The sequence below is a fragment of the Polynucleobacter sp. AP-Nino-20-G2 genome (assembly GCF_018688235.1).
Classification (GTDB): domain Bacteria; phylum Pseudomonadota; class Gammaproteobacteria; order Burkholderiales; family Burkholderiaceae; genus Polynucleobacter.
Window position 1 is genome coordinate 1,356,658 of sequence record NZ_CP061313.1, and the last position, 17,500, is coordinate 1,374,157.

Here is a 17,500-nt window from a genome sequence, read left to right on the forward strand (position 1 = left end):
CTTAGTTCGCTTGCAACTCTCGTCCGCGCGTTTCTGGAAGAGCTACCGCAGCGATAAAGAACACACCATACGCAATCACAGCGAAGATGGCAATTGCCATTGCTAAGCCATATTGAGCTGAGAAGTAACCCACCAAGGCCGGAAATAGAGCGCCAATACCACGACCAAAGTTATAGCAAAAACCCTGGCCTGAGCCACGTAAACGGGTTGGAAACAACTCAGTCAAAAATGCACCCATGCCAGAGAAGTAACCACTAGCAAAGAAGCCAAGCGGGAAACCAAGCCACATCATCATCTCATTGGTAATCTCCAATTGGGTGTATGCCAAAACTAAAACAATCGCGCCAATTGAGAAGGTCATAAATAATTTCCGACGACCATAGCGATCGGCCATCCATGCACCAACCAAATAACCAATAAAACTACCAACAATCAAGAATGCTAGGTAGCCAGTAGAACCAACTACCGTTAACTTACGCTCAGCCTTGAGGAAAGTAGGCACCCAAGTAGTAATTGCATAGTAGCCGCCTTGTGCACCCATGGTTAACAGGGATGCCAAGATTGTTGTTTTCAGAATGCCTGGTTTAAAGATTTCAAAAATAGAAGGTGAACTACCTTGGGCAACCACCTTTTCACGGGCGATCTTTGCAATCTCTGGCTCTTCAACGTGACGGCGAATATAAAGCAAAAGTACTGCCGGGAAGAAGCCAACAACAAACATCGCACGCCAAGCCATATCGGGAGGCAACAAGCTAAACATGATGGCTTGCAAGAGTACGGCAGCGCCCCAACCAACAGCCCATGCAGATTGAACGGTACCCACCGCACGCCCACGATACTCGGCGCGGATAGTTTCACCCATCAATACGGCTCCTGCCGCCCACTCACCACCAAAACCAAATCCCAAAAGTGCGCGAGCAATCATGAGTTGATTAAAGTCCTGAGTAAACGCGCAAATTAAGCTAAAGCTAGAGAACCACAGGATGGTGAACTGCAAGGTGCGCACGCGACCAATACGGTCAGCCAAATAACCCGCAAACCAACCACCAAATGCGGAAGCCAACAGCGTGCCAGTCACAGCAAGCCCTGCCATGCCGCGATCTACCTGCCATACTGCAATAATAGTGCCAATGACCAAGGGGTAAATCATGAAATCCATGCCATCTAAAGCCCAACCCAAGAAGCAACCCCAAAAGGTTTTCTTCTCTTTCGGATTCATGACCTTATAAAAGCCGGTCAGACTTGTATCGGTTTGTTGACTCACTTTGTCTCCTTTATTTTTATAGACTCTGATTTAATGAATGAGTGCTCTCTTTATAAACCAAATATTCCCGCTATAGGGCAAACTAGTAAAAACCCTTAACCCAATCTTATGATGCATTGCACTCTCATTGGCGATCACAGCGTCTTAATGGATTTCTCAAAGTCCATGAACCCGCTCGAACAAATTCACGGCATCAGCAAAATGCTGTTTACCAATAAACCTTCTTGGGCCGCTGAAATCACTCCAGGTTTAGACTCCCTCGTCATCAAGTTGCAATACTTGGATGGCGAACCTGACAGCACTAGAAACTTAGCTATCGCAGAGCTCACTAAGCTTGCCGAAAAATTTCAGAAACTCAAAATCAAAGCCGCTGACGCAAATAGCATTCATCGCATTCAGGTGTGCTATCACCCCGATTTATCACTTGATCTTGCACCGATTGCGCATGCCTGCAATATGACAATTCAGGAGGTAATCAATTTACATAAAAGTGCTACTTATACAGCCGACATACTGGGATTCATGCCGGGCTTCGCATACTTCAGCGGACTTGATCCCAAGCTAAAACTTCCACGCCTACCCTCACCAAGACCCGCTGTACCAAAGGGAAGTGTTGCGATCGCAGAATTGCAAACCGCCATTTATCCACGAACCACCCCAGGTGGATGGAATATTATTGGCAGATCGCCCAATGCATTATTTGACATTGAAAAACATCCGCCAGGATTATTCATGGCGGGCGATCAAATGCAGATTGATGAAATCTCGCTAGATGAATTTTCTGCTCTTGATAAAAGCAATACTCGCCCCGAATTTATCCGAGCAACTGCAGACCCAATCAAAAACGCATTGATTGAAATTACACAAGGCGGCACTCTCACGACTATTCAAGATGAGCCGCGCCAAAATCTGTCGCATTGGGCTGTTGGACCTGGTGGCGCTTGCGATTTGCGCTCCCTACAACTTGCCAATGCTCTGGTGGCCAATCCTCTCGATATGGCCGCTATTGAAATGACCTCAACAGGCCCAAGCATTCTTTTCCATGCTGATACTTGCATCGCGTGGGTTGGCGCCAATTGCGAAGCGATAGTCAATGGCGCACGTATTCCTGGCAATCGTCCAGTATGGATAGCCCATGGTTCTAGCCTTAAATTTTCACCCCTTAATCCTGGCTTTCGCGCCGTTTTGAGTATTGGTGGGGGACTCGATCTTCCCGATATTCTGGAGCGCAAAGGCTCTCATCTGAGTGCTGATATTGGGCATAAGCGCCTAGAGAAAGGGGATGTGTTATTCCTCAAAAATCCACAAGCGCCATTGAGATCAGAATTTCTCAAAAAGCTACATCAAAACGCCCCTCTTCCCAGCTTCCCCAAGTGGAAAATAAGATCGCCTTTTTTACCCAGCAGTAGTGTCACATCAATTTACTGTCTACCAGGGCCTCATCTTCATTTCCTGACAGCAAAAGACAGGAATCTATTCTGGTCCAGCATTTGGACGGTGAGCAATCAAAGTAATCGAATGGGGGTTCGCCTGCAAAGCGATTTCAAAATTAAAAAAAGTCTGCCTAATATTCCTTCGCAAGCAATTACCTTTGGGACCGTGCAATTTCCTTCATCGCAAGAGCCCATTGTCATGCTCGCGGAGCATCAAACCACCGGGGGTTACCCACGCCTTGCGGAAGTCATTCAATCCGATCAAGTCAAATTAGCGCAAATGAAACCGGGCGATAAACTCCAACTGATTCCCATCGACCTGCAAGAAGCAGATCGTCTCAACGCAGAGGCGTTAAAGTTACAAGCATCGACCATCAATTCAATCAAAGCAATCATTTAAGGCGCGAAGGTAGGCAATGGATATTAATAGTGACATGGGTGAAGGTTTTGGAGCGTGGGATATGGGTAATGATGTTCAATTGCTCGATTACATTACATCAACCAATATTGCCTGCGGATGGCATGCTGGAGACCCTTCCCGCATGAAAAAATTAGTACAGCTTGCAATAGAAAAAAATATCCACATTGGCGCACATCCAGGACTACCAGATCTCGAAGGCTTTGGAAGACGTGAAATGGCCATCTCAGAAGATGACGCCTACAACTATGTTCTCTACCAAGCAGGAGCACTACAGGCCTTTATACGTGCTGCAGGAGGCACTTTGCATCACGTTAAACCTCACGGCGCACTCTACAATCAAGCCGCCAAAAACATCAAACTAGCACGCGGCATCGCAAACGCAGTAAAAGACTTGGGGGCCAATGTGATCCTGTATGGATTGGCAGGCAGCTGCCTAGTTGATGCCGCCAATGAACTTGGCGTGCCAGTCTGGCAGGAAGTATTTGCAGACCGTCGCTATACCAAAGAAGGGTTTCTAGTGCCCCGCAATCAGGCGGGAGCGATCATTGAAGATGATTCTGCAGCACTTAAACAGGTATCGCAAATGGCCAAAGATGGGCAGTTAATTGCGATTGATGGCAGCATTGTAAAAATACAAGCTGATACTTTATGCATTCATGGAGATAACCCACATGCTGTTCAATTTGCAAAAAAGATTCAGGCTGCCCTACGCTGATTTACCAACTTAAATCCAATCAAGATAATCATTGATTGAAGTAATGCAACCCCGACGAATAGCAACTTAGGCAAACCGGCATCTAAGAAGATGCCGAAGACCAGGGGACTTAGCGCAGCCCCTAAATCAATGCCGGAATAAACAATCCCATACACCCTGCCCGATGAGCCAGAGGGTGTTGCAGCACGAATCATTAAATCGCGAGATGGCGCGGCAATCCCCAAACCAAGACCGATCACAATGAAAGTAATGACAATCAATTCGACAGGAACTAAACCCGTTGCCAATAACAGGCCCATCACAATATTGACGGTAAAACAGATCGTAATGATGCGCTCGGGCACTTTCAATTTGGTTGCCAGGTAGCCGCCCAATAACATTCCACCAGCCCCGCCCATAGACATCAGCGTTAAGTAGTAATTACCCGAGCTCACAGCAATCTCATATATTTTGAAGAGTGCAGTCGGCGCAAAAGATTGCAGGCCAGTAGTTGCCGCCATGCTAAAGAAGAAGAAAACCCAACAAAGCCAGACGACCGGTAGTTTTAGAAATCCAAAAGTACTCATCGGTGCGCCGCCAGGATTACTCGCCACATGACTAGCTTCTGACTCATCCCGTCTTGCCTGCACATCATCTACTAGGCGTGCTCGACTCACCCAAAGGATGGCGAGAATAAGCACCTCAAGAACCGCGGCAGATAAAAAGGCGATGCGCCAATCAAATATTGTCGTTACCGCAACCATAAACGCAGGCGCAGCAGCCCAGCCGATATACCCTGTTACCCCATGGATGGAATAGGCATATGGCAAATTTGGCGGGGAAATCTTATGGTTAATGAGGGTGTAATCAACTGGATGAAATATCCCATTTCCACAACCGGCGATTACCGCACCAAGTACCAGCATGGGATAGCCATTACTTTGTGAATACGTCAGTGCAGCCAAAGCAAGCAAACCCACTCCAGCAAACAATACTGGACGAGCGCCGATGCGATCGACTAAAAATCCAGAGGCTGCTTGCACAACACAAGAGGTCACAAAGAAGATGGTCATCAACAAACCAAGTTCAGCATAGTTAAAGCCAAACTCAGCCTTCAACCAAGGAAACATTGGCGGAAGAATTAAATGAAAGAAATGGGAGCTGCCGTGAGCCAGGCTAATTAAACCAACAACCCGGACATCACTGGCGCGTCTAGCTTTGAGGGCGTCAATCATGTACCGAGTTTACTGGCGCAGGAAAAATCCTGCAGAACACTACTTTTTTACAGCTCCAAAGCTCACTTAGTGAAACTAAAGTCACCTTTTTTGTCGACATCCACAGGAACGGTGTCCTTAGGACCAAACTTGCCCTCTAGAATCATCTTGGAGACCGGGTTCTCAATGTACTGTTGAATAGCTCGCTTAAGCGGTCTTGCTCCAAAGACCGGATCAAAGCCTACCTCCGCGATCTTATTGAGAGCGGCATCACTCACTTCCAGCTGCATATCGATCTTAGCCAAACGATCTGAGAGGTTCTTGAGTAAGATCTTCGCGATATTGGCAATATTGCCTTTATCAAGACCGTGGAACACAACAATCTCATCAATCCGATTGAGGAACTCTGGACGGAAGTGATTCTTGAGCTCTTCAAATACCGCATCCTTGATCTCTGACTGCTTCTTATCCGTCATTGACTGAATAAGATGCGAGCCAATGTTACTTGTCATCACAATCACAGTGTTCTTAAAGTCCACAGTGCGGCCCTGGCCATCCGTGAGACGACCATCATCCAACACCTGCAAGAGTACATTGAAGACATCTGGGTGAGCCTTCTCGATCTCATCAAATAAGATCACGCTATACGGATGACGACGGACCTGCTCAGTTAAATAGCCGCCCTCTTCGTAGCCGACATAGCCTGGAGGCGCGCCGATCAAACGCGCAACACTATGCTTTTCCATGAACTCACTCATGTCGATGCGAATGAGATGATCTTCGCTATCAAACAAGAAGCCAGCCAGCGCCTTACAGAGCTCTGTCTTACCGACACCAGTTGGGCCTAAGAATAAGAATGAGCCATAAGGGCGATGCTCTTCGGCAAGACCGGCACGTGAGCGACGAATCGCATCAGATACCGCACGAATAGCCTCTTCTTGACCAACCACACGCTTGTGAAGGAGCTCTTCCATCTTCAGCAATTTATCGCGCTCACCCTGCATCATTTTTGACACAGGAATACCAGTCGCACGAGACACAACCTCAGCAATCTCTTCAGCGCCTACTTGGGTGCGCAACAGCTTGTTCTTCACAACACCATCTTTATCACCCTTCGCTTCCGCAGCAGCAGCCGATTTGAGCTTAGCCTCAAGCTCTGGCAACTTAGCGTATTGCAACTCAGCTACTTTCTCCAATTTACCTTCGCGCTGGAACTTCACAATCTCAGCCTTGGTCTTCTCAATCTCTTCCTTGATGTGGGCGGCACCCAATACGGCACCCTTTTCAGCCTTCCAGATTTCTTCAAGGTCAGCATATTCAGCGCCCAAACGCTTAATCTCATCTTCAATTAAGCCGAGGCGTTTTTGTGATGCTTCATCTTTTTCTTTTTTCACCGCTTCGCGCTCAATCTTGAGCTGAATGAGGCGACGCTCAAGCTTATCCATTACTTCTGGCTTCGAATCTATCTCCATCCGAATGCGTGAACCCGCTTCATCAATTAAATCGATTGCCTTATCTGGCAAGAAACGATCTGTAATGTAGCGATGGGATAACTCCGCCGCTGCCACGATAGCGGGATCGGTAATCTCTATACCGTGATGCAACTCATAGCGCTCTTGTAAACCACGCAAGATGGCAATCGTTGCCTCAACGCTTGGCTCTTCAACCATCACCTTTTGGAAGCGACGCTCTAAAGCGGGATCCTTTTCGATGTACTTACGATACTCATCTAATGTAGTTGCGCCAATGCAATGTAATTCGCCGCGTGCCAAAGCAGGCTTGAGCATATTGCCAGCATCCATTGCGCCATCACCCTTACCAGCACCAACCATCGTATGAATTTCATCAATAAAGATGATGGTTTGACCTTCATCTTTAGCGACATCGCTCAGAACCGCCTTGAGACGCTCCTCGAATTCACCACGGTACTTGGCGCCCGCCAATAACAAGGCCATATCTAAAACGAGCACGCGCTTGTTTTTCAGGGTTTCCGGAACCTCGCCGTTAATGATGCGTTGGGCTAAACCCTCTACGATCGCAGTCTTACCTACCCCAGGCTCACCAATGAGGACCGGATTGTTTTTGCCACGACGTTGCAAAATTTGAATGGTGCGACGAATCTCATCATCGCGACCAATAACGGGATCCAACTTACCCATGCGAGCACGTTCAGTTAAATCGACGGTATATTTCTTCAAGGCTTCACGTTGACCTTCAGCATCTGCACTATTCACTGATTCTCCTCCGCGCACTAAATCAATAGCCGCTTCTAACGATTTACGATTTAAACCATTCTCACGAGCAATCTTGCCAAGCTCACCCTTATCATCTGCCACAACCAACAAAAACAATTCGCCAGCGATGAATTGATCATTACGCTTATTGGCTTCTTTTTCACATAAATTCAGCCAATTGCTCAAGTCACGACTGACCTGTACTTCACCACCAGTACCCGATACCTCAGGTAAGTTACCAATGAGTTTCTCTGTAGCCTTTTCTAGGCCAGGCACATTGACACCAGCACGTGTGAGCAAGCTCTTTGCGCCGCCATCAGCATCGCGCAACATCGCCAGCAACAAATGGGCTGGCTCAATATATTGATTATCTTTAGCCAAAGCTAAGCTTTGAGCCTCGCTCAGCGCTTCTTGAAATTTAGTAGTTAACTTATCTATTCTCATTTTTAGCCCTATCTACTCTATCTATTTTTTATTAATTTCTATCTATAGAATATAGGGACATTCTTGGCAATTTCAAGTGCCTTAGACCCCTTTTAAGCGAATTTACCCCTAACTTTGACCTGGCTTGTTTACCTCCTAGAATGCTCTGATGGCAGCTATTACGCTGGCATTACCAATCGACTAGAACATCGCTTGGCAGCCCATAATTCAGGGGAAGGCGCTCGCTATACAAGGTCCCGTAGACCCGTCATCCTTTTAGCCACCCAAGAGCACCCAGATCGATCTGAGGCTTCCAAGGCGGAAGCAAAACTGAAGAGGTTGCCAAGAGTAGAAAAGCTGGGATTTTTTGAGGGTAGCGAGACAAGCAAGATCACTACTACGCTCTAGCTTTGATTCCAGCGTGCCATTGCAGCATCATCTGTCACGCGGGCATCTACCCATCTTGCGCCTTCTGGAGTGTCTTCCTTCTTCCAGAATGGGGCCGCTGTCTTGAGGTAGTCCATGATGAACTCACAAGCAGCAAAAGCCTCGCCTCGGTGCGCGCTTGTGACGGCAACCAAAACAATTTGATCTTCAGGCAACAATGGGCCGACTCGATGAATAACCAGGGTTTTATAAATATCCCAACGGCCCTTGGCCTCAGTAATGATTTCTTCTAGAGCTTTTTCAGTCATGCCAGGGTAGTGCTCTAGAGTCATGCCCTTTACCTTACTGCCATCATTCATATCGCGCACTGTGCCCACGAAAGCAACAACAGCCCCTACTCGTGGATCATCCTTGCGAAGCGCTTTGATTTCGGCACTTAAGTCAAAATCAGCCTCCTGAATGCAGATCAAATGGCTCGCCATCTTAGCCACCCGTTACAGGCGGAAAGAAAGCCACTTCAGCACCTTCTTCAAGTGCAGCGGAGTCCTTGACCATCTCTTGATTTAAGGCGCAACGAATGATTCTGGTGTTAGCCAGCACTTCAGCCCAAGGAGTTCCGCGCTGAATCAGGTACACCCTTAAGTCAGCGATGGTCTTTACTTCCGATGGCACGCTGATATTCTCCTCCGAAAGGCCAAGGCCTTCACGTAGTGAGGCAAAGAATCGCAATTGAAGTTTCATAAGTGAATCGTAATCTGATTAGCTTGAGATTGCTGATGCTAAATTGAACTTACTTCAAGAAAGTAAGGCATTGAATGGGATGTACTTCACCATATCACCAGCTTTGAATGTCGCTCCTGGAGGGCAGTCAATCAAGCCATCACCCCAAGAGGCGCTAGTGAGCACACCAGAGCTTTGATTGGGGAATATATCCAAACCACCCTGAGGATTAATTTTGACGCGCAAAAATTCATTACGGCGATCCGCTTTGAGCCAATCAAAGTCAGCGCGCATTGGGTAAGACTGCGCATGGCCACTATCCCGACCTTGAAGCTTGAGAATGAATGGCCTTACAAACAACAAGAATGTGACAAAACTAGAGACAGGATTTCCGGGGAGGCCAATAAACCATGCCTCACCAGTTTTTGTTTCATCGGATTTACGCACTGCGCCAAAAGCCAAAGGCTTGCCTGGCTTGATCGCAATCTGCCAAAGATCCAATCTACCTTCTGCACTGACGGCGGGCTTAATGTGATCTTCCTCGCCAACAGATACACCGCCCGAAGTAATAATGAGGTCATGATCTTTGCTAGCAGCACGCAAAGTCTCGCGCGTGGCACGCAGACTGTCGGGAACGATGCCGAAATCAGTGGCATCACAGCCCAAAGACTTAAGGCAAGCCAATAAGGTATCGCGATTAGAGTTATAGATACCGCCTGGCTTGAGCTGCTCTCCAGGTAAAGATAGCTCATCACCGGTAAAAAAAGCGGCGACCTTCACTTTGCGTTTGACGCTTACGTGCGTTAAGCCCGCGGAGGCAGCAACACCCAACTCTTGTGGACGTAAAAATGTACCTGCGCTTAGCGCCACCTTGCCAGCCGAGAGGTCCTCACCTCTTCTACGAATCCATTGACCAGCCATCGGAATGGTGTTCACCTGAACGTGATCTACCGCCCCCTCGGGGATTGCGCAATCCTCTTGCATTACCACTGCATCAGCACCAGGAGGAACAGGAGCGCCTGTAAATATTCTGGCAACAGTACCAGGCTCCAATTGCTTACCCATGGATCCTGCGGGTATACGTTGGGCAACCTTAAGAATGCTTCCCAGGGTTTGCGTATCAGCAGATCTCACTGCATAACCATCCATTGAGGTGTTATCGAGCGGAGGAACATCTACCAGGCTATTCACATCTTCAGCTAGCACGCGACCTAGTGCGGCTTGCATAGTAACCTTCTCGCTCTCAGGCACGGCCTTTGCATGAGAAAGTAAGTGATCCAAGGCCTGTTGAGCAGTCAACATCGGAGGCTTATTCATAGCGTTTTGTATTTACTGACTTAAGTAAGATGGGAGGTAATGAAGTTTTTCACTTGATTAACATCGGCATCAATGTTTTCAACGCGCTGAGGCTTAGACTTAATATCCTTAAATGCCGGAGGACATTCTGCCGGGCGACCCAATGCTACCTCAATCGTTTCTTCAAACTTAATTGGTAAAGCCGTTTCCAAAACAATCATCGGTACACCTGCCTGCAAATGCTCGCGGGCAACCTTAACGCCATCGGCAGTATGGGTATCAATCATGACGCCGTATTGCTTGTAAACATCGCGAATAGTTTCCAAGCGGTTTTCATGAGTGCTGCGTCCAGACTGGAAGCCGTACTTGGTGATTTCTTTGAAAACTAAGTCTTTTGAAATATCAAAGCCACCCGCCTCATCCACCTGCTTAAACATTTCAGCGGTAGCTTTGCCGTCTTGACCCATTAGATCAAATACAAACCGCTCAAAGTTGCTCGCCTTAGAAATATCCATAGACGGACTTGAAGTGTGCAAAGTCTCAGCAGACTTGCGCGCACGGTAAACACCGGTCCGGAAAAACTCATCCAAAACATCATTCTCATTGGTGGCGGCAATCAAGTGCTCGATTGGCAAACCCATCATGCGGGCGATATGGCCGGCACAGATATTGCCAAAGTTACCAGAGGGCACCGTAAAGGATACTTTTTCAGCGCTAGACTTCGTCGCCAATAAATAGCCCTGGAAGTAATACACGACCTGAGCAACAACGCGCCCCCAGTTAATGGAGTTAACGGTACCAATCTGATTGGCTGCTTTGAAAGCATGATCATTGCTCACTGCCTTAACAATGTCCTGGCAATCATCAAATACGCCAGCTACTGCTAAGTTAAAAATATTCGGATCTTGCAAAGAATACATCTGCGCGGACTGGAAGGCGCTCATCTTGCCGCGCGGTGAGAGCATGAAAACCTTGACGCCCTCTTTACCGCGCATTGCATACTCAGCGGCACTACCGGTATCACCAGAGGTGGCACCCAAAATATTGAGCTTTTGACCTTTTTTCTTGAGAGCATATTCAAAGAGATTGCCCAATAACTGCATGGCCATATCTTTAAAAGCCAAAGTAGGTCCATTAGATAAACTCAGCAAGCCAATTCGCGCACCACCCTCTTCACCCAACCAATGCAAAGGGGTAATATCTTTAGCGTTATCTTCGGTGCGGCCATTGCAATAGACTTGCTCGGTATATGTCTTGCGTAGTAGCGCACGTAAATCATCTTCAGGAATGTCATCGCAATACAGACTCAAGATCTCATAGGCAAGGTCGGCATAAGACAGACCACGCCAGGAGTCGAGCTGCTCTTTGGTGACCTTTGGATATTCCGTAGGCAGATATAAACCACCATCTGGAGCTAATCCACCAAGCAGAATTTCTAAAAAGGATTGCTGTGGGCTATTGCCCCGAGTCGATTGATAACGCATGTATTTTGCTTAAGACAAATTTTCTAAACGGATCTTCACCACTTCACCGGCAACAGTCTTCAGATTTTGAATTTCCTGAATGGCGGCAAGCATGTGTTTTTCCTTGGTCTCATGAGTCAGAGCAACCAAATCAGTTTGACTCTCACCCTCGTCCGCTTCTTTTTGCAAGAGCGCATCGATAGAGATGCTGTGCGAAGCCAAGATCTTCGTAATATCGGCCAGTACGCCAGCTTGATCAGCAACGCGTAAACGCAAATAGTAGCTAGTCGTGATCTCGCCCATAGGCAGCACAGCGATATCGCGCACCGCATCTGGCTGGAACGCCAAGTAAGGAACGCGATTCTCGGGACTGGCTCCCAACAAACGAGTAATGTCTACCAAATCAGCAATCACAGCGGAAGCAGTTGGCTCGGAACCAGCGCCTTTACCGTAGTACAAAGTAGTGCCAACTGCGTCACCAAACACTTGAACTGCATTCATTGCGCCTTCAACGTTTGCGATTAAACGCTTAGTCGGAATCAAAGTTGGGTGAACGCGAAGCTCCACGCCAGTCGAAGTCTTCTTGGCAATACCAAGCAACTTGATGCGATAGCCTAATTGTTCCGCGTACTTAATATCAATAGCATCTAACTTAGTAATACCTTCAACGTGTGCTTTTTCAAATTGCATTGGAATACCAAATGCAATCGCACTCATGATGGTTGCCTTGTGAGCAGCATCAACACCTTCAATATCGAAAGTAGGATCCGCTTCTGCGTAACCTAAACGTTGGGCTTCTTTCAGAACGGTCGCGAAATCTAAACCTTTATCGCGCATCTCAGAAAGAATGAAGTTTGTCGTACCGTTGATGATGCCCGCGATCCACTCGATGCGGTTTGCAGTCAAACCTTCACGCAGCGCTTTAATAATTGGAATGCCACCAGCAACAGCAGCCTCAAACGCAACCATCACCCCTTTTTCATGGGCGGCCTTAAAGATTTCATTACCATGAACAGCGATCAAAGCCTTGTTAGCTGTCACCACATGTTTACCAGCAGCGATTGCCTCTAAAACCAAATCTTTGGCAATACCGTAGCCACCAATCAACTCCACCACAATATCGATTTCAGGGTTATTGATAACGGCACGAGCATCACTCACCACTTGAGCATGATCTTTAACCAACTCTTTAGCGCGCTCTACATTGAGATCGGCAACGGTATTGATGCGAATGCTACGACCAGCGCGACGCGTAATCTCATCTTGATTGCGCTCCAGAACAGTGAATACGCCACCACCTACAGTGCCAATACCTAATAGACCTACTTGAATCGGTTTCATGATGCCTTTGTTGCTGTTGAATTAGCCGCTTTACGACTATGTTTTTGACGATAACGCTCTAGAAAACGTGCCAGACGGCCAATGGCCTCTTTCAACACATCTTCATGAGGTAAGAACACTACTCGGAAGTGATCTGGCTTTGTCCAGTTAAAACCGGAGCCCTGAACCAGCAATACTTTTTCTTCCTTTAAGAGATCTGCTACAAATTGCTGATCATCTTCAATTGGATACATCTCGGGGTCGAGCTTTGGAAATAAATACAAAGCGGACTTTGGCTTCACACAAGTGACACCCGGAATCTCTGTAATCAACTTCCAGGCGAGATCGCGTTGCTTGGCTAAGCGACCGCCCTCACCCACTAAGTCATCAATACTTTGATAGCCACCCAAAGCCGTTTGAATGGCGTATTGGCCTGGCACATTAGCGCACAGTCGCATCGAGGAGAGCATGTTCAAGCCCTCGATGTAATCTCGAATCATCTCTTTATCGCCAGAAACAATCATCCATCCAGCGCGATAACCACATGAACGGTAGTTTTTAGACAAGCCATTAAAGGTAATGGTGACTACATCAGTGGACAAGGACGCTAAAGAGACATGCTTCTCTTTGTCGTACAACATCTTGTCGTAGATCTCATCGGCGAACAATATCAATCCATGCTCACGAGCAATCGCGGTCAACTCCAGCAATACTTCTTTGGAGTAAATGGCGCCAGTTGGATTGTTGGGATTGATCACCACAATCGCTTTAGTACGCGGCGTAATCTTTTTGCGCAAATCTGCCAAATCTGGCGCCCAGTCTTTGGCTTCATCACACAAGTAATGAACCGGGGTGCCACCAGACAAACTCACCGCAGCAGTCCACAAGGGATAGTCAGGGGCAGGCACCAAAACTTCGTCGCCATTATTGAGCAGTGCATTCATTGCCAAGACGATGAGTTCAGAAACTCCATTGCCTGTATAGATATCATCCAAAGTCACGCCCTGGATGCCTTTTTCTTGGCAATACTGCATGATGGCCTTACGAGCCGCAAAGATTCCCTTGGAATCAGAGTACGCTGAGGCATTACCCAAATTGCGAATCATGTCGAGCTGGATCTCTTCAGGGGGATCAAAGCCAAAAACACCCACATTACCGATGTTTAATTTGATGATTTTGTGGCCCTCCTCCTCCATGCGCTGAGCAAGCTCCAGCACGGGTCCACGAATGTCATAACAGACGTGATTGAGTTTTTCGGACTTTAGGATGGGTTTCACAATAAATTAAAGGGTAAGTTCTTGAAATCTAGGAAAAAACAGCTAGCTATAATCCTCATAATTATGACAGAGAGTCCATGTGAAGCTTCAATCTGACCCCCATTCCGGAGCCAATACGATCACCGGTTACGGTGATGGCTACGTAGAGATCAATAAGACCCCCTATAGTCACGCCGTTTTATTGAGTTCGGATGGTGAAATCCTGGAATGGCCAGTCAAATCGTTTGATGCACTCACAACGGCTGATTTCTCCCAAATGGCCGCCATTAAGCCCGAATTAATCATTATTGGAACCGGCACACGCCAACGCTTCCCAGGCCCTGAGCTCTTAAAACCCCTGATTGATGCCAAAATTGGCTTTGAAATCATGAATTCCCAGGCCGCCTGCCGTACCTACAACATCCTCGTTGGCGAAGGCCGTCAAGTCTTGCTCGCCCTCATCGTGGAAGCCCTCTAATGCAATTTGGCCAACTTAGGCAATCTAGCGCCCTGAATCCCGCAAAGATATTGATCTTAGTCCTCGTTTACGGACTTTTCTGGTTTGGAACCCTCAATTACCGTCACCTCATCCCCTCCGATGAAGGGCGCTATGCCGAAATCGCCCGAGAAATGCTCGTCACCGGTGACTGGGTCACTCCGCGCTATAACGGCTATAAATATTTTGAGAAGCCTCCATTACAAATTTGGGCAACCGCTACAGCCTTCAATATTTTTGGCATTGGAGACTGGCAAGCTCGACTGTGGACCGCCCTTACTGGCTTTCTCACCATTTTCTTTATTGGCTTCACCGGTGCGCGAATCTATGGGGCACGTGCGGGCTGGCTAGCATCCCTAGTCTTGGCATCAAGTCCGATGTGGGTGATTGGCGGTCATGTGAATTCATTGGATATGGGGTTATCGGCCTTTTTGGTCGCCGCGCTTTGCAGTCTTCTGCTGGCGCAAACTTCACATAACAAAACCCAAGCTCGCAATTGGATGTGGGCATGCTGGGCATTGATGGCTCTAGCCACCCTGTCCAAAGGTGTCATTGGAGCTGCAATACCGGGTATGGTGTTTATCACTTACTCCCTCACCGCTTGGGATTGGAAAATCTGGAAGCGACTTCACATCATCAGCGGCACCATTTTATTTTTAGCTATTACTGCTCCTTGGTTTGTTCTTGTCGCACAACGCAACCCGGAGTTCCTGGAGTTCTTCTTCATTCATGAGCACTTGCAACGCTTCACGCAAACCGCTCACAGCAGAACTGGCCCCATCTATTACTTCATCCCCCTACTCTTGCTTGGCTTTCTTCCTTGGGTTGCGCAGATCCCTGGCGCCATCAGCCAAGCTTGGCGTGAACGTAATCGCGAGTTTTCTAGCGGCTGGCTACTCACTTGCTGGTTTATTGTGATCCTTGGATTCTTCAGCGTATCTCAATCCAAACTACCGGGATACATCATCCCGATTTTTCCGGCGCTTGCGCTTCTTGTTGGAAACCGCTTGGATCGCAATCTAGGACTCAGCAATTCGCTGACGCTGTCATGGCAAACACAAACAATATTCTTCGCCATCCTTGGTGGCATTGGATTTATGTTCTTAGGAGAGATTAGCAAACAAGCTAGACCTGATGAGATTGAATCCTATACCCAGTACACATACTGGATTATTGCCGCGCTGATTGCTTTAACCGGCTTTAGCCTGTTTGCATTTACCCAAAGTAAACGCAATGGTTTATTAAGCATCACCAGCTTTGCGAGCGGCTTCTTTCTATGCGCACTTATCGCTGGTACTGGACATGAAACTCTCGGCCGCGCAGTATCTGGGATTGATTTAGTTGAACAAGTTAAGGGCAGTATTCCTACGCAAACACAGTTTTATTCTGTTCGCATCTTAGATCACACTGTGCCGTTCTATTTGGGCACAACCATGACGATGGTAGAGTTTCCAGATGAGCTGGAATTTGGCGTGAAGCAAGAACCCGAACTATGGCTTCCTACACTGGCGGCATTTATTGAGCGCTGGAAAGAAGATCAAACCGCATATGCATTAATGGTTCCAGAGCAATATCTAGAGCTACAAAAGTTGAATGTACCGATGCAAGAAGTTGGCAGAGATTCTAGGCGTGTAATTGTGAAGCACCCTGAATCTGCAAGCGCTTCTCCACAATAAGGCCTCAAGCTTAATCATGTCGACCAACGAAAACGCACCCCCCTTTATTCCCTTTACACGCCCTCACTTCAATCAAGAAACCATTGATGCGGTGGCTGAGGTATTGCGTTCGGGTTGGGTCACCTCAGGCCCCAAGCTCGCTGAATTTGAGGCGGCCTTAAGTGAATATTTTGGTGGACGACCTGTGCGATGCTTTGCTAATGGCACCGCCACCATGAAGATTGCTTTACAGGTTGCCGGCATTGGGCCGGGGGATGAAGTTATCACCACTCCGATAACTTGGGTTGCTACTTCTAATGTCATCTTAAGTGTCGGTGCCACACCGGTATTTGTGGATATTGATCCAGTGACGCGCAATATTGATTTAAATAAAGTCGCTGTTGCAATTACTCCCCGGACACGCGCCATCATGCCCGTCTATTTAGCTGGCCTGCCCGTTGATATGGACCGCTTATATGCGCTTGCCAAAGAACATAAACTTCGCGTGATTGAAGATGCGGCGCAAGCCTTTGGATCGCAGTGGAAAGAGAAGAGGATTGGTAGCATTGGCGATCTGGTGAGCTTTAGCTTTCAGGCAAACAAAAATTTATCCACCGTTGAAGGCGGCTGCCTTGTTTTAAACACCGAGCAGGAAGCTAAGTTGGCCGAGAAGCTTCGCTTGCAAGGCGTCACACGCCAAGGCATGGACGGCATGGATGTAGATGTGCTTGGTGGCAAAGATAATCTGACTGATGTGAATGCCGTCATTGGCTTGCATCAACTCAAACAATTGCCAGCCTTTCAGGCTCGTAGAGCTGTACTGGCAAGACAATACTTTGATGCCATTCGTTCCGAGCTCAAATCCGCAGGACTGGAAGATTTAAAACTAGAACTACCAGTGGAAAACTTTGGCGATAGTAACTGGCATATGTTCCAGATTGTTTTACCGCTTGATCAGCTCAATGTTGATCGCGCACAGGTGATGACTAAGCTTAAAGATTTGGGAATTGGAACAGGCGTGCACTACCCCATCATCACTGGATTCACGCTCTACCAAAAGCTCGGCTATAAAACTGAAGCAACCCCCGTTGCACAACGCATTAGTCGCTCCATTTTGACTCTCCCACTCTTTCCAGGGATGGTGGACGAAGACATTAGCCGAATAGCTAGTGGTTTAGTCGCTATTTTGAAGAAACATCGCCAAAAGTAGACCCAAAAACGCCG

At 47.6% G+C, this 17,500-nt stretch carries 15 protein-coding genes; 6 read left to right on the forward strand and 9 right to left on the reverse strand.

From position 1 onward, the window contains the following. Position 1 precedes the first annotated feature (1 nt). Positions 2 to 1,219, reverse strand: a complete 1,218-nt coding sequence (locus tag FD960_RS07025) for an MFS transporter (RefSeq protein WP_215300636.1) — start codon at positions 1,217 to 1,219, stop codon at positions 2 to 4. 153 nt (positions 1,220 to 1,372) lie between these two features. Here FD960_RS07025 and FD960_RS07030 point away from each other — a divergent pair, with 153 nt between their 5' ends. Continuing rightward, positions 1,373 to 3,097, forward strand: coding sequence for a 5-oxoprolinase/urea amidolyase family protein (locus FD960_RS07030; protein WP_215298181.1), 1,725 nt, complete (start codon positions 1,373 to 1,375; stop codon positions 3,095 to 3,097). A gap of 16 nt (positions 3,098 to 3,113) precedes the next feature. Further along, positions 3,114 to 3,833 carry a 5-oxoprolinase subunit PxpA gene (locus FD960_RS07035; RefSeq protein WP_215298183.1) on the forward strand — a complete coding sequence of 240 codons (720 nt, stop codon included), beginning with the start codon at positions 3,114 to 3,116 and terminating at the stop codon, positions 3,831 to 3,833. Here FD960_RS07035 and FD960_RS07040 read toward each other — a convergent pair. After that, positions 3,815 to 5,047 carry an MFS transporter gene (locus FD960_RS07040; protein ID WP_215298185.1) on the reverse strand — a complete coding sequence of 411 codons (1,233 nt, stop codon included), beginning with the start codon at positions 5,045 to 5,047 and terminating at the stop codon, positions 3,815 to 3,817. The two genes, FD960_RS07035 and FD960_RS07040, sit on opposite strands and share 19 nt — an antisense overlap. A gap of 62 nt (positions 5,048 to 5,109) precedes the next feature. Then, positions 5,110 to 7,704: an ATP-dependent chaperone ClpB gene (gene clpB, locus FD960_RS07045; RefSeq protein WP_215298187.1), complete on the reverse strand. Its 2,595-nt coding sequence runs from the start codon at positions 7,702 to 7,704 to the stop codon at positions 5,110 to 5,112. A gap of 114 nt (positions 7,705 to 7,818) precedes the next feature. Here clpB and FD960_RS07050 point away from each other — a divergent pair, with 114 nt between their 5' ends. Further along, positions 7,819 to 8,091, forward strand: coding sequence for a GIY-YIG nuclease family protein (locus tag FD960_RS07050; protein ID WP_215298188.1), 273 nt, complete (start codon positions 7,819 to 7,821; stop codon positions 8,089 to 8,091). On the opposite strand, the gene moaE is transcribed toward FD960_RS07050, so the two are convergent. Genes moaE through FD960_RS07080 form a run of 6 tightly spaced genes read right to left on the reverse strand, consistent with a single transcriptional unit; the run spans position 8,088 to position 14,146 of the window. Continuing rightward, complete coding sequence (gene moaE / locus FD960_RS07055; protein ID WP_215298190.1) at positions 8,088 to 8,552, reverse strand: molybdopterin synthase catalytic subunit MoaE; 465 nt, start codon at positions 8,550 to 8,552, stop codon at positions 8,088 to 8,090. The genes FD960_RS07050 and moaE overlap by 4 nt on opposite strands. Before the next feature lies 1 nt (position 8,553). Continuing rightward, positions 8,554 to 8,811, reverse strand: a complete 258-nt coding sequence (gene moaD, locus FD960_RS07060; protein ID WP_215298192.1) for a molybdopterin converting factor subunit 1 — start codon at positions 8,809 to 8,811, stop codon at positions 8,554 to 8,556. Between the two features lie 54 nt (positions 8,812 to 8,865). Beyond that, a complete protein-coding gene (gene glp, locus FD960_RS07065; RefSeq protein ID WP_251369767.1) occupies positions 8,866 to 10,107 on the reverse strand; it encodes a gephyrin-like molybdotransferase Glp in 1,242 nt (413 codons plus the stop codon). Positions 10,108 to 10,127: 20 nt separating this feature from the next. After that, a complete protein-coding gene (gene thrC / locus FD960_RS07070; RefSeq protein ID WP_215298194.1) occupies positions 10,128 to 11,570 on the reverse strand; it encodes a threonine synthase in 1,443 nt (480 codons plus the stop codon). A gap of 9 nt (positions 11,571 to 11,579) precedes the next feature. Next, positions 11,580 to 12,890, reverse strand: a complete 1,311-nt coding sequence (locus FD960_RS07075; RefSeq protein ID WP_215298196.1) for a homoserine dehydrogenase — start codon at positions 12,888 to 12,890, stop codon at positions 11,580 to 11,582. Then, complete coding sequence (locus tag FD960_RS07080) at positions 12,887 to 14,146, reverse strand: pyridoxal phosphate-dependent aminotransferase (RefSeq protein ID WP_215298198.1); 1,260 nt, start codon at positions 14,144 to 14,146, stop codon at positions 12,887 to 12,889. Before FD960_RS07080 ends, FD960_RS07075 begins: the two co-directional genes overlap by 4 nt. 79 nt (positions 14,147 to 14,225) lie before the next feature. Between FD960_RS07080 and FD960_RS07085 the strand changes: the two genes are divergently transcribed. From FD960_RS07085 to FD960_RS07095, 3 genes are read left to right on the forward strand one after another with little or no spacing between them, the layout of a single operon-like run. After that, positions 14,226 to 14,603 carry an Mth938-like domain-containing protein gene (locus tag FD960_RS07085; protein ID WP_215298200.1) on the forward strand — a complete coding sequence of 126 codons (378 nt, stop codon included), beginning with the start codon at positions 14,226 to 14,228 and terminating at the stop codon, positions 14,601 to 14,603. After that, positions 14,603 to 16,297: a glycosyltransferase family 39 protein gene (locus tag FD960_RS07090; RefSeq protein ID WP_215298202.1), complete on the forward strand. Its 1,695-nt coding sequence runs from the start codon at positions 14,603 to 14,605 to the stop codon at positions 16,295 to 16,297. Before FD960_RS07085 ends, FD960_RS07090 begins: the two co-directional genes overlap by 1 nt. 16 nt (positions 16,298 to 16,313) lie before the next feature. Then, the gene (locus FD960_RS07095; protein WP_215298204.1) at positions 16,314 to 17,486 is read left to right on the forward strand and encodes a DegT/DnrJ/EryC1/StrS aminotransferase family protein; all 1,173 of its coding nucleotides are present in this window, start codon (positions 16,314 to 16,316) and stop codon (positions 17,484 to 17,486) included. Positions 17,487 to 17,500 lie beyond the last annotated feature (14 nt).